The organism is Methylobacterium sp. P3_A11, from assembly GCF_056403155.1.
Genome location: NZ_JBFUGA010000059.1, coordinates 1 through 13287 on the forward strand (window position 1 = coordinate 1; position 13287 = coordinate 13287).

General features: G+C 67.6%; 9 protein-coding genes, 1 tRNA gene and 1 pseudogene. All 11 read right to left on the bottom strand.

The window, feature by feature from the left end:
* A partial coding sequence (locus AC1DXK_RS18585) for a transposase (protein WP_477298633.1) occupies positions 1-169 on the bottom strand: 169 nt, incomplete at its 3' end.
* 81 nt (positions 170-250) lie between these two features.
* Entirely contained in the window at positions 251-1111 is an 861-nt protein-coding gene (locus AC1DXK_RS18590; protein ID WP_457107958.1) for an HD domain-containing protein, read from the bottom strand.
* A 1164-nt stretch (positions 1112-2275) separates the two neighbouring features.
* Positions 2276-3346, bottom strand: coding sequence for a patatin-like phospholipase family protein (locus tag AC1DXK_RS18595; protein WP_457107959.1), 1071 nt, complete (start codon positions 3344-3346; stop codon positions 2276-2278).
* A 766-nt stretch (positions 3347-4112) separates the two neighbouring features.
* Positions 4113-5297: an IS91 family transposase gene (locus tag AC1DXK_RS18600; protein ID WP_477298615.1), complete on the bottom strand. Its 1185-nt coding sequence runs from the start codon at positions 5295-5297 to the stop codon at positions 4113-4115.
* Between the two features lie 18 nt (positions 5298-5315).
* A complete protein-coding gene (locus AC1DXK_RS18605; RefSeq protein WP_477298617.1) occupies positions 5316-6224 on the bottom strand; it encodes a tyrosine-type recombinase/integrase in 909 nt (302 codons plus the stop codon).
* A gap of 422 nt (positions 6225-6646) precedes the next feature.
* A complete protein-coding gene (locus tag AC1DXK_RS18610) occupies positions 6647-8491 on the bottom strand; it encodes a tyrosine-type recombinase/integrase (RefSeq protein ID WP_457107985.1) in 1845 nt (614 codons plus the stop codon).
* Positions 8492-8503: 12 nt separating this feature from the next.
* Positions 8504-8701: pseudogene (locus AC1DXK_RS18615) on the bottom strand (DUF6538 domain-containing protein); the annotation flags it as partial.
* A gap of 79 nt (positions 8702-8780) precedes the next feature.
* A tRNA-Gln gene (locus AC1DXK_RS18620) sits at positions 8781-8855 on the bottom strand.
* A gap of 82 nt (positions 8856-8937) precedes the next feature.
* Positions 8938-10515: an aldehyde dehydrogenase (NADP(+)) gene (locus AC1DXK_RS18625; RefSeq protein WP_477298619.1), complete on the bottom strand. Its 1578-nt coding sequence runs from the start codon at positions 10513-10515 to the stop codon at positions 8938-8940.
* 61 nt (positions 10516-10576) lie between these two features.
* A complete protein-coding gene (locus tag AC1DXK_RS18630) occupies positions 10577-12247 on the bottom strand; it encodes a thiamine pyrophosphate-binding protein (protein WP_457107963.1) in 1671 nt (556 codons plus the stop codon).
* A 127-nt stretch (positions 12248-12374) separates the two neighbouring features.
* A complete protein-coding gene (locus tag AC1DXK_RS18635; protein WP_457107964.1) occupies positions 12375-13076 on the bottom strand; it encodes a GntR family transcriptional regulator in 702 nt (233 codons plus the stop codon).
* Positions 13077-13287 lie beyond the last annotated feature (211 nt).

Sequence of the window (13287 nt, forward strand, 5' to 3'; positions counted from 1 at the left end):
ACCAAGGACCAAGATCCTCCGGAATGGCCCGCCATTTCGCCCCGTTCTGATGCCGCCAGAGAATGGCCGAGAGTGTGCGTTGCAGGTCCTGCGGTGGCGTCTTGGCCTTCGGACGGCACGCCTCGACCAGCGGCTCCAGCTCAGACCATTGCGCGTCGCTCAGCATCATCCCTCCTGCCTTGGAGAGAGGAAAACGCAAGCCCCGCCAGTCCGTTCAGGCGACGACAGGCCCTAACGGTCCCAACCGCTCTTACCAGTTCTCAAGCGTGTGGGACCGTCCGAAGGTGGTTGAGCGTTCCGCCCGAAATACATTAGACTGGAGGCCTGCGATCCATTGGCGCCCACTCACCGTCACCTCCAAGTACTTTAGCGCACTCTCCAAATGCGAGGATACGCTTTGCCAAAAGAACTCTGGGTAGCGTTCGACCAGATCGGCAGGCGAGGTGTAGCCCAGGGTGGCGTTCGTCCCGGCCTCCTCGAACTCGTGGAAGAGCGCATTGGTTTTGCGGAGGTAGAGGAGGTCACCCATCTGCCCGATCAGATCCGCCGCCCGGACCAGGCAGGCCTCATCTTCCGGATGGTCGTCGAGATTGCCGGGCTGGGCCGGAAAGCGGGTTTGCTCGATGGCGCGCATGACGCGGTTCGCGTCCAGCATTTCCGATTGGCCAAAGCGCGCGGCGACAAACAACTTGGATCGGTCGACGTGGTAGGCGGTCAGTGCCGCGTCCGAGGCGCCGCGCGGCAGCACGATGCGGTGGCCAGCGTCGTCGATGATATAACCCTCCACAGGGCAATCGCCTTTCAGAACGCCTCGCACATATCCGATGTCATGCAGAAGGCAGGCGACCACCAGATGTGCCCAGTCATCTGGCGTGACGAATTCGAGCAGAGTTTTGCCACGCAAGATGTCGAGGCCGACCTGCGTAACGAGCAGAGTGTGCTCTAGGTCGTGGTAGAGTGCGTCAGAGTTCCCCAAGCACTCAAGGGCAAGACGCGCGGCAGCGCCAACCCTCTCGGCCAAGGGCGCTTGGCTGGCGCCGAACGTGCTCTGGAGCTCGGCGGCGAGATGGTCGCCGAGTGCCCGTGAGGCGAGCTGAGCGGTCGTGATCATGCCCGGCACTCCCATCGACTAATCTTGCAGTTTCTGCATCCGTAGCTTGATCGTACGAGACGCGGCTGTCGGCCGGTCTCAGGTGCCTTTTGTCTGATGCACCAAGTCGCGCTTGCTCCCATCTGCGTTCGGTGAGCGGTGACGTTTGCAGCGGCACTTCCGGCATCCTGTTGTGCGCCAGAACCGCTCTGCCGACCACGGGTTTTTCAGGCGGGAGGTGCGTTTGCTTGCAGGCCTGACCGTTCCACTGATCGCCGCGGCCGTGTTCACGCTCGGCGGCTACGGGATCAGCAAGGCCGCGCGACATTCTGACTAGCTCACCGAGTTCTTGGGAGCCCTGTTCATGATCGTCGCGCTGCTGGCCGGTGTTGCAGGGCTGGCTCAGATCGACACCCGAGGTCTAAGCACGCTTCCCCGACCGGCCATTCTCCGCGCGTCGTTCTAAGAGCGAGGACGTCGGCGCCTCTCTCCGCCTGCAGGGTGGCACAACCGGCCGACGCGTTGCTGCCGGCGCCCTCAGTCCAGCCCCGCTCCGTCAGCCCGCATTTCAGGTCGGTCCGGGCCAAGCGCTTGGGAACCAGTTGCTTGGACGATCCGCAGGTCTTGCCCTCAGAACCGCTGCCCGGCAAAGCCTCGTCACCCTTCAGCGTCGTGCCGGCGCACAGTCGCTTGCGCTCCTCGGGTACCAAAGCGCGGTCGAGGTTCAACAGGTCAGCGATGCTCGGCCTGACCATGGGAGCGCCTCCCGTCGCGAGAGCGGCGTCGGCGGCAGCGACGATACGGTCGATGTGATCATCTACGCTCACTGAGGGCTTACTGGATATTAGCGCGGGGCCCATTGACAGGCGGAGAGCGCAGCGGGATGCAGGGGCGTGAAGGTCAGTGGCGCCGCATGCCGCTGGAGAGCTACGAGGCGGGTCCGCAGGACATCGACAGGGAGACCCTCGCGCACGTGCGCTTTGGGATGGTGCTCGACGGCAAGGTCATCCCGTGCTGCGTGTCGATCGACGGGCCGCGCAATTTCTTCCATGAAGCCATACCCGCTGCGCACGAACGGCATGGTCGAACGCTTCATCGACTGAATCTGTCACCAGGAGTTAGGGCATCGCGATCACAGCTTGACCGAGAGGCCATGTTGCGCGGGTCGCCGCGACCTTGATCGACTCAGATCGGAGGTTGCGTGACCCAAGCGTCGCCACGCAGCGCGCGCTGCCGGCCATATTCATAGAGGGGGCGCATGTAGGATGGATCAAACGGCTTGTTCCGCTCCATCGTGAAGTCCGGTCCGATGAAGGCCAAGTTGTAGTCTACCCCGTCGCGCTCGGCTGCGGCATGGATCCGCAACACGTCGTTGTAGCCGCTGGCCGCGATCATGGCAGTGATCGCGCGACCTACAATGCCGAGGGTCCGACGCTCCGTCGAGGCCCATTCGGGATCCAGCCGACCATTGCGGATCACCCAAGCCCGAGTCCGCGCCGTTGGCTGCCCGCGCGCCAGCCGCTCCCGACGAAATCGCGAGACGCTGGCGGGATATAGGAAGAGTTGGGCGAACGCCCCGCCGTCAACATGCAACTCCTGAAAGGGCTTCCCGTTCAGCGTCACATCGAAAAAGACCGGTGCGAAGGCACCGGGGATGGCAGCGGAGGCCAGTAGAATCCGCCGCACCGTCTCCAAGGCGCGAGCATGGCCGCTCTGCGCGATAGCGCCGATGTTCCAAATGACTGGTGTCTGCGCATCGAGATTAGAGGTGCCCACCAGCAGCAGCCTGCCATTGGCGTAGGCCCGGGCGATCTCGGCCAGCATCGCCTCATCGAGGTGGCGGGAAATGGTGCGGAACAGAGGGCTGTTGTCCGCCATGGCATCGTCCAAGATCGCAGCGGTGTAGCTGCGCTCCAGCAGAACATCCGCCAAGGTGATGTCGGTGAATACGCTCTTCAGTTGCGCGTCATAGGCGCCGCCGAGAAACGCGAAGGGGGCACTCAACGCGCCGGTGCTGATGCCGGTGACCAGGAAGAAGTTCGGGCGGTCGCCATGCTCGGTCCAACCGTTGAGAAGCCCGGCGCCGAAGGCTCCGTTTTCACCACCTCCTGAGATGCCGAGCAGGTCCAAGTCGGGCAACGGTGTGGCCGGTCGGATGCCGCTCGACACGATCTGGCGTTGGACAGCCTCGATGAATTCCCGCTGGAGCGCGGCCTGCCCGTTGGTCTCAGTCGGGAAGAACCGCTCGTTCGGCACACCGAGCGCCGTTGCGGCACTCGCGCATCCGCGTGGCACGGCGGCGAGCCGAGTTGGCAGGGCACAGCCGAGGAGGCTGCTTGATGCGCCGAAGGCCGACACGCCGAGTAGCGACCGGCGAGATAGCAGTGTTGCATGTAGCGCCAAGCCGGAAGCGGACATTGCGCACCTCACGATATCGCAATGTATTATCTTCGCTCAACGTGTTTTCGTAAAGCACCGGTATTCTGGTGCTCGCCGTGGCGCTTGCAATTATCCCGCAGGTTTATTGAGGCCGCCGCAGGCTAAGCAAGCGCAAAAGCACACATCGGAATTTTGCGCAGAGGCGATGCCAAGGCATGACCGCTTCTCGGAAGGGCCGAAGACTGCTCGCTCGGAGGGTTTGGGTCGGTAGGAGTGCGTCTGCTTTTACGGCGCACCCTCTCCGAAATAGCCATTCCGCTTACGTGAAGAGTTTCGGGCGCCGTGAGGCGTACGAAAGTCTCCGAAGAAGGAACCCGCGGGGACCGAGGCGCTCAGCTATGGGGATTGGTCGTTTCGGCCCGATGGCGGGGTGTCTCGCGGCGGCTAGCGTGTGACTGTGTCCTGGCTCGCACGTGCTGGCTGAGACCGATCCGTTGGCTGCCAGGATCGCATGAGACGCCGACGCGGGGGCCATACCCTGGCGTGGGTGGCTGACGGTGGGGTCGGCTGGAACAGGCGCACGACGATCCACTGGCCGCGGCGTGGTGCTTGCGGCAGGCGACGGGGCACATGGAGGGCCGGGTCACGTGGCCCTCATCCGGGTTGAAGCCGAGGCGGTCGGTGGACCTCGCGGCTGCCGGAAGCGGCCGAAGATCTCGACGACCGTCATGCGCCCACCGCAGCACGGGCACGGGGCGAGCCGGTCGGGCGGCGACGCAGGTTCCGGCGGGTTAGCCGGCGGCGCGGCGGCCAGCAGGTCGCGGATGCGGGCGAGATTGGCGCGGCGGGTGGCGCTGGCGAGCAGGCCGTAGTGGCGGATGCGGTGGAAGCCCTTGGGCAGGACGTGCAGGAGGAAGCGCCGGATGAACTCGTCCGCGGCCAGCGTCAGGACGCCGTAGCGCTCCGGCCCGTCGCGGCGATAGTCCTTGACCCGGAAGGTGACGCCGGTCGCGTCGAAGCCGACGAGCCGCCGGTTCGAGATGGCGACCCGGTGGGTGTAGCGCGACAGGTAGGCGAGCACCGCCGCGGGGCCGGCGAACGGCGGCTTGGCATAGACGACCCAGCGCTTGGTTCGGACCGGCGCGAGGTGGCGCAGGAAGGCGCCGCGCTCGGCCAGGGGCGACAGGCTGCCGAAGGCGGCGAGCCGTCCAGCCGCGTGCAGGGCGGTCAGCCCGGCCAGGAACAGCCGCCGGAACAGCTTGGCAAGGACGCGCACCGGCAGCAGGAAGCCGGGCTTTGCTGAGATCCAGCGGGTACCGTCGCGCGCGAGACCGCCGCCGGGCACGATCATGTGGACGTGCGGGTGGTGGGTCAGCGCCGAGCCCCAGGTGTGGAGGACGGCGGTCAGCCCGATGCGGGCACCGAGATGCTTCGGGTCGGCGGCGATGGTCAGCATCGTCTCGGAGGCTGCCCGGAACAGCAGGTCGTAGACGGCGGCCTTGTTCTGGAAGGCGATCCGCGCGACCTCGGCCGGCAGGGTGAACACGACGTGGAAGTAGCCGACCGGCAGGAGGTCGGCCTCGCGCGCGGCCAGCCACGTGCGGGCCGCCGCGTCCTGGCATTTGGGGCAGTGCCGGTCGCGACAGGAGTTGTAGGCGATGCGCGTGTGCCCGCAGCCGTCGCAGGCCTCGACGTGGCCGCCCAGCGCGGCGGTGCGGCAGGTCTCGATCGCCGCCATGACCTTGCGCTGGTGCAGGCTCAGGTGCCCGCCCCGGGCGGCACGGTAGGCCGGCCCGGCGGCGCGGAAGACGTCGGCGACCTCCAGCACGGGGGTCGGCCCGGCGCGTCAGCTGCCGGCCGCACTCTCCCCGGCCTCGAACAGGCCGAGCCGATCGAGGGGGCTGGTCACGGTGCGCACCGTGCGGGCGGCGACCTTGGTGTAGAAGGCGGTGTTGTCGAGCTTGGCGTGGCCGAGCAGGACCTGGATCACCCGGATATCGGTGCCGTCCTCCAGGAGGTGGGTGGCGAAGCTGTGGCGCAGGGTGTGCGGGCCGACCCGCTTGGCGATGCCGGCGGCCCGTGCGGCCTCGACGACCACCCGGTGCAGCTGCCGGGTGCTGATCGGCTTGAGGGCGTGCTGGCCGGGGAACAGCCAGCCGTCGCCATACATCATGCCCTGCTGGCGGCCGGTCCGCCACCACTGGCGCAGCAGAGCTAGGAGATCCGTCGAGAGCAAGGCGTTGCGGGCCCGGCCGCCCTTGCCCTGTTCGACCCGGATCAGCATGCGCTGGCTGTCGATGTCCGTGACCTTCAGCGCCGCGACCTCGGCCACGCGCAGGCCGGCGCCGTAGGCTACGGCCAGGGCCGCCCGGTGCTTGAGGCAGGTCGTGGCGGCGAGCAGGCGGGCAACCTCCGCGTGGCTGAGGACGACGGGCAGCGTGCGCGGATAGGCCAGACGGACGAGCCGGCGCGCCAGATCCGGGCGGTCGAGGGCGTGGGTGAAGAAGAAGCGCAAGGCCGAGACGATGCCGTTGAGGGTCGGCACCGGCACTCCGCCCTGGCGCTGTTCGACCTGGAAGCGGCGCAGGTCCTCCGCGCTGGCCGTGTCGAGCCGGCGTCCAAGGAAGGTGGCCAGACGACCGACGTCGCGCAGGTCGTTGCGCTGGGTCTCGTGGCAGAACCGGCGCAGGTTCATCTCCTCGATCAGGCGTTGGCGCAGCGGGCTGATTGTAGGGGCAGGAAGCAGATCGTGCATCGTCGGGCTCCTCGGATGAAGGAGCCGCGATGCTCGGCCCGCCGCCGACAGGCCTCAAACGACGCGCGACGGTCCGGATGCTACCGCGACCTCACCGCGTGCGCCCTCCCGCGCAGCGGGTTCGTTCTTCGGCCAGACCCAGTCATTCTCACCGCTCTATGTGATCCTCACAGCGGACGTCCGATAAGCAAGTTGGCACGGAGTCGTCCAACTCCGATTGAAGCGCTACGAGCGCGCAGTCGGCAGGGCCAGAGGGTCCGCAGAAAGGACCGTCCGCACCTCAGCTACCTTTAACGTGAAGGCTGACGCTTCGCCGTCTTGCAGCTCCCGCACAAAGTGCATAACTTGAGCTCTTCGACTTTCTTTAAATCGCTGTCAGCAATCGCGTTTTTGGTTGCGGGTTCGAGTCCTGCCGGGCCCACTTATCCCCGAGACACGGAGCGTTTGCGGGCTCTTGCGAAGGGCGGCCGCTCCTTTGCGGAGACCCACGGGAGCAGCTTTATCGGCTTCTGCGCCAGATGGTTGGTGACCGCTGGAACCTTTTTCAGCTCCTCCAGCATCAATGCCAGAGCTGTCGGGTCGCAATAACGTTCGTCTGTTTCGCCGGACCCGGCGTGTCCAAGGATGTCAGCTCTGATTTCCGTGTGAACGCGGGCTTGCTTAAGATTGTTGCCAAGCGAATGTCTGAAGGAGTGGATGACCTTTTTACGTTCGTCTTCGTTTGAGATTGCTTTTCGAAGTCCGCTGCTAAATTCATCGTAGAGGCGATCGCCGAGCGGCGAGCTTGAGTTTGGCGATTTTAGATCCGGAAACACGAGGCCGTATCCGAGTGCGCGAACAGCTTTGACGTAGTCCAAAAACCCGAGGCGGAGCACCTCTGGGTGCAAAGCGACAAACCGAATAGATTGAACGTTCTTAAGACGACGCGTTTCGTTGAATCGAAAAGCAAGGTATGCAATCCCGCTTGCCTCCTCCACGTCGCCGACATGAAGTCCTGCAATTTCCTCTCTTCGCGCGCCTGTATAATAGAGTAAGATAATCGCGAAGTACAAAGCGCGATGGAATACCTGATCGCCTGTGGTAAACGGATCGCGCCACGAACGACAGCCTGTGAAGCAGGGCAATTGGAAGATCGCCGCAACATCGTCGTTGCTAAGAGATGGTCGCCGGTTACGTGCCCTGTCCCGCTTGCGGGCGCGAAGGAGCGCGAGGTCGATGCTCGCATCAATCGCGAGGCCCTGCGCCTTGAGAAATGTCACAAGCTGTCCGAGGAAAGTCAGGTGACGATTGATGGTATCCCCGACGATGCCACGCTTGTTGGCTGGAAGCTTGGCGCCAATCTCACGCAGTTCAGCTGTGCTGCGTTCGGCATCACGAGGGCTCTTACCATACGATGGCGAGACGGACCGCAAAAGATCAACTAATTCGGCAAAATGGCTCTGCCGAAGATCAGTCACACGGACGAGGCCGTTCTCGGCGAGTAACTTCGCGAACAGGGCAAAAATCTGCCGCGCCTGATGCTGTGTTTTTGCATCCCAGGTTTCGTCACGAGCGCGCCCGGCGATCATCGCCTCCCCGAACGCGATGATTGGATGTATCCCCTTCTGATGAGGCTCTTGGTCCGTCGCATCCAGCGCGAGGTCCGGGCTTGCTGACACGATTGCAACGCCTGTCGGCATTGGAGGGACGGCATCAGCGTTTGATTGCGAATGAGCTGTACGCGCGGTTGCTGTCGAGCCGGTGGCCTCGGGCGGCACCTGCGCTTCCCTCAGCAGGATCGCGTCGCGCAGTGTGACCTCTTCGATCCGAAGACCATCGTAGCGGCGCTCAGTCGCAAAGGCCGCCGCTGACATACCGCGGAAGGCAATCTCCTGAGCTAAAGACAAGTTAGTCATGGTGGGTGCGACCGCTTGGTTCGCGAGCAGCCCTTCCAGGCGAGCGCGAGGCATCAGGTGGCCGTTCTGGCGCACCATCGCGGCCAGCGTCGCCCGTGCCTCCTCAATGTCGAGGTCATTTAGCCCGTCGCGACGCATCTCATCAGCCAACGGAGGATCGATGGTGGCTGCCGCGCCGCGCGCTCCAAGGATACGCAGGATCCATCCCATACGCCGATCGGCACGCCGGCTCGCCTCAGGATCGAAGTGCGGTTCCGCACGTTCTGCCGCAGCGATCCGGTCGAGTTTTTCGAGGTGGGCCAATAGGCTTTCGCGAAAGATGCCGTCGAGCTGGCGGCGGCTCATAATGAGATCGGGTTCGGGCTCGCTCATGGCGCGATGAAAAAGCTGATCGGAATGAGCCGTGAGCTGGCTCGCGAGGAAGCGTGCCCTGGCCGGCTCGCGCGTGCCTAGACTTACCACGAGCTGCGTGGAACGGCAGAATCGGATCAGCGGCAGCGGGATCCGGCGGCGCCAGGAATAACTCCCACCGCGCCTGTAAGCATGAGCGATAGCCGGCACCGGGCACCTCGTGTGAGACACGCATGTGCAACACCGATGTGTGCCGACGCCTCCCGCTTCTGCAGGAAATCGTTCAAATTGAGAGACTTACGCGGAAATTTGGCTGGGGCGCCAGGATTCGAACCTGGGAATGGCGGTACCAAAAACCGCTGCCTTACCACTTGGCGACGCCCCAAGGTGAGCCGTGGCTGTCTAGACGCCGCGCCCTCACCTGGCAAGCCGTTGATCGGGCTTCCCGACTGGCCGCCGGTTGCGCCTCAGTGGCGCTCGGGCGCGCCGTCGATCCGTCGGGGCAGGCCGAGCGGATTCGCCGCCTGGAGCGCCGCCGGAAGCAGGGCGTCCGGCACGTCCTGGTAGCTCACCGGCCGCAGGAAGCGGTCGATGGCGAGGCTGCCCACCGACGTCGTGCGCCCGTCCGAAGTCGCCGGATAGGGGCCGCCATGCACCATGGCGTGCGCCACCTCGACGCCGGTGCCGAACCCGTCCACGAGGATCCGGCCGACGCGGCGCTCCAGGAGGGGCAGGAGGTCCCGCGCGGCCGCGTGGTCCTCCGGCGCCAAGTGCAGCGAGGCCGTGAGCTGGCCCTCCAGGTGCTCCAGAACCGCCCGCATCGCTGCGAAATCCGCACAGCGCACCACGAGCCCAGACGCCCCGAACATCTCCTCCTGCAACTCGGGTGCCGCCAGGAAGACGTCCGAATCCGCGGCGAACAGGGCGGCCCGGCCCTGGGTCGATCCGCCCTCCCGCCCCTCGGCCAGCGTCGTGACGGCGGCGTGGCCCGAGACCCGCGCGACGGCCTCGCGGTAGGCACGCTGGATGCCCGGGGTCAGCATGGTCGCGGCCGGGCTCTCCCGCAGCGCCGCGGCGGCGGCCGCGAGGAAGGCATCGAGGCCCGGCCCGGGCAGGGCCAGGATCAGGCCCGGATTGGTACAGAACTGCCCGGCGCCGAGGGTCAGCGACGCCGCGAAGGCCTTGCCGATCGCCTCGCCCCGCGCGGCGAGGGCGCCGGGGAACAGCAGCACCGGGTTGATGCTGCTCATCTCGGCATAGACCGGGATCGGCGTCGGGCGCCCGGCCGCGATCGCCATCAGGGCGGTGCCGCCGCGGCGCGAGCCCGTGAAGCCGACGGCGGCGATCCGGGGATCGGCCACGAGCCCCTGCCCGATCGACTGGCCGGCATCGAACAGCAGCGAGAAGGTCCCCTCCGGCAGGCCGCAGGACGCCACCGCCCTCTGGATGGCGCGGCCGACGAGTTCCGAGGTGCCGGGATGGGCCGGGTGCGCCTTGACGACCACCGGGCAGCCCGYGGCCAGGGCCGAGGCGGTGTCGCCGCCCGCCACCGAGAAGGCGAGCGGAAAGTTCGAGGCGCCGAACACCGCCACCGGGCCGACGGCGATCCGGCGCAGGCGCAGGTCCGGCCGCGGCAGGGGCTTGCGGTCCGGGAGGGCGGGATCGATCCGCGCCCCGACATAGCCACCCTCGCGGACCACGTCGGCGAACAGGCGCAGCTGCCCCACCGTCCGGCCGCGCTCGCCCTCGATCCGCGGCCGGGGCAGCCCCGTCTCCTCCATGCAGCGGGTGACGAGATCGTCCCCGATCTCCAGGATGTTCGCGGCGATCGCCTCCAGGAAGCCGGCCCGCGCCGCCGGATCGGTCTCGCGGTAGGTGTCGAAGGCGGCCTCCGCCAGCGCGCAGGCCTGGTCCAGGTCGCTCCGGCTCGCGCCTGGGAAATTCGGCTCCAGGGTCGCGCCGGTGGCCGCCGCGACGGCCCGGACGGCCGCCTCGGTGCCGCGCCGCGCCTCGGCGCCGATCAGGTTCTCGCCGCGCAGGGTCATGGGCTGTTCCTCTTCGTGGGGGCGCGGCCGGGCCGCACCGGGGCGGATGCGCGACGGGCCATCAGCCCCGCTGCGCCGCCAGGGCTTTCTCGCGGATGGCCGCGAGGGTCATGGTCGGCGTGAGCGCCTCGGGATCGACGCGGCAGTGGATCATCGCCGGCAGGCCGGAGGCGAGGCTGCGCTCGAAGGCGGGGGCGAACTCGGCGGTGCGCTCCACGTGCTCGCCGTGGCCGCCGCAGGCGCGGGCGAGGGCCGCGAAGTCGGGATTGCGCAGCTCGGTCGCCGAGACGCGGCCGGGATACTCGCGCTCCTGGTGCATCCGGATCGTGCCGTACATGCCGTTGTCGAGCACCACCACCACGACGGCGATCCCGTACTGCACGGCGGTGGCGAATTCCTGCACGGTCATCATCACGTCGCCGTCGCCCGCGAGCGCCACGACGATCCGCTCCGGGCGGCTGCGCTTGGCCATCACGGCGGCCGGCAGGCCGTAGCCCATGGAGCCCGAGGTCGGCGCGAGCTGCGTGCCGAAGGCGCGGAACCGGTAGTAGCGGTGGACCCAGGTGGCGAAATTGCCGGCGCCGTTGCAGATCACCGCGTCCGGCGGCAACCGCTCGCGCAGCCACGTGATCGCTTCCCCGTACTGGAACGCACCGGGCTTCGGCTCCGGCGTCTCGGACCATGCGCGGTAGGCGGCGTGGGCCTCGGCGGCGCGCCCGCGCCCGGTGGGCGCGAAATCCGGCAGGACCGCGCAGAAGGTCTCGGGCGCCGCCTCGATCGCCAGCGCCGGCTGGTAGACCCGGCCGAGTTCCGCCGCGTCGGAATGGACGTGGACCAGCGGCAGGCCGGGATCGGGGATGCCGAGCAGGCCGTAGGACTGCGCCGGCATCTCGGAGAGGCGCCCGCCCACCATCAGCAGTAGGTCGGACTCCTTGATCCGGGCGAGGAGCGCCGGGTTCGGTCCGATCCCGAGTTCGCCCGCGAAGTTCGGATGGTCGGCGGGGAAGAGCTGCGCCCGCCGGAACGAGACCGCGACCGGCAGGTCGTGACGCCCGGCCCAGGCGGCCAGGGCTGCGACGGCACCTTCCGTCCAGCGGGAGCCGCCGAGCAGCACCATCGGCCGCCGCGCCTCCGCCAGCATCGCCCGCAGGCGCTCGGCATCGTCCCGAGACGGCGCCGGCGCGGCCGGGATAACGCGGGGCGCGTCGGATACGGCCGCGATATCGTCGAGCATGTCCTCCGGCAGGGCGACCACGACCGGGCCGGGACGGCCCTGCATCGCCACCCGGAAGGCCCGGGCGAGGATCTCGGGGATCCGGGCCGCGTCGTCGATCTCCACCGCCCACTTGGCCACGCCGCCGAACATCTGCCGGTAATCGACCTCCTGGAAGGCCTCGCGGTCCCGCATCCGCCGGGCGATCTGGCCGACGAACAGGATCATCGGCGTCGAATCCTGGCGAGCGATGTGCACGCCGGCCGAGGCGTTGGTGGCGCCGGGACCCCGGGTGACGAAGCAGATGCCGGGTCGGCCGGTGAGCTTGCCGGCGGCCTCGGCCATGATCGCCGCCCCGCCCTCCTGCCGGCAGACCAGCACGTCGATGCCGCTGTCGCGCAGGGCGTCGAGCACCGCGAGGTAGCTCTCCCCGGGGACGCAGGTCACGCGCTCGACGCCCTGCGCGCGGAGCTGGTCGACGAGCACCTGCGCACCGGTGCGTGGGGGCAATCCGCTCAAGCCGTTCCTCCCTGGCACTGGGGCCGCATCCGGTGCGTATGCCGGATCGGCCGTGGATCCGCCCGCCGCTGAGAGGCGTCTGATATCCCAGTTTCAGGATAGGGGCGGGGTCGGGGCGGTCAACCTGTCAGACCAGGGGCCGACGGTCGAGGGCTCGACGGGTCATCCGGTCGAGAAAGTCGAACAGCGTCCCGATCCCGGCAAGGGCCGCCGCCTCCTCCCGCGCCGCGATGCCGGACAGGATCGTCCCGTGGATCCCGGCGCAATCCAGGAAGCTGGCGGTCGGCTCGTAGGTGTACCAGAACCGGCGGGACTGGGCGTGGAGCGCCGCCATGGTGCCGGTGAGCGTCGGGTTGTAGGCCGCGCCGACCAGGGCCTCGTGAAGGGCGCGTTTCTGCCGGAAATAGGCCTCCCGGTCGCGGGCCTCCGCGGCGCCGCGCAGCCCGGCCGCGCGCTCCATCAACTGCCCCAGGTCCTCCGCCGTGCCGCGCGCGATGACGCAACGGGCGACGGTCTCGTCGAGGGGACGACGCACCTCCAGCAATTCGAGATGCTTGATGATGTCCACCGGGGTGACCAGGACGCCGCGCCGCGGATGGACCTCCACGAACCCGATCGCCTTGAGCCGCCCCAGCGCCTCGCGGATCGGGGTCCGGCCGAGGCCCAGCTCCGCGCCGAGCTCACCCTCGGAGACCATGGCGCCGGGTGCGAGGCGGCGGCTGATGATCATCTGCTCGATGGCGTCGTAGGCGGTCTCGGAGAGGGAGCGCGGCCGGCGTACCTCCGACGGCGCCGTGCTCCCGCCGCCCGCAAATCCCAATCCGGCCAAGGGCTTCCCCGTCGATGTCGGATCACGTCTGTCGCAACCCGCGCCGGTTGACAATGGCGCGGCGCGCCGTGCTACTCAAGATCTGGGATATCAGTCCGCATCCAGAGCGGGCGGGAAACAAGCCCGGCGTAAGCCACGCGTGCAAGCGAGATGCGCAAGCGCGATGCGACCGTCACCGGTCGCGGTCGCGCAGACCGGGTCCCAGGGAGGA

Coding starts and splice junctions, on each gene's coding strand:
- AC1DXK_RS18590 (WP_457107958.1), bottom strand. CDS start 1,111: ATGATCACGACCGCTCAGCTCGCCTCACGGGCACTCGGCGACCATCTC.
- AC1DXK_RS18605 (WP_477298617.1), bottom strand. CDS start 6,224: ATGCACGATCTGCTTCCTGCCCCTACAATCAGCCCGCTGCGCCAACGC.
- AC1DXK_RS18610 (WP_457107985.1), bottom strand. CDS start 8,491: ATGAGCGAGCCCGAACCCGATCTCATTATGAGCCGCCGCCAGCTCGAC.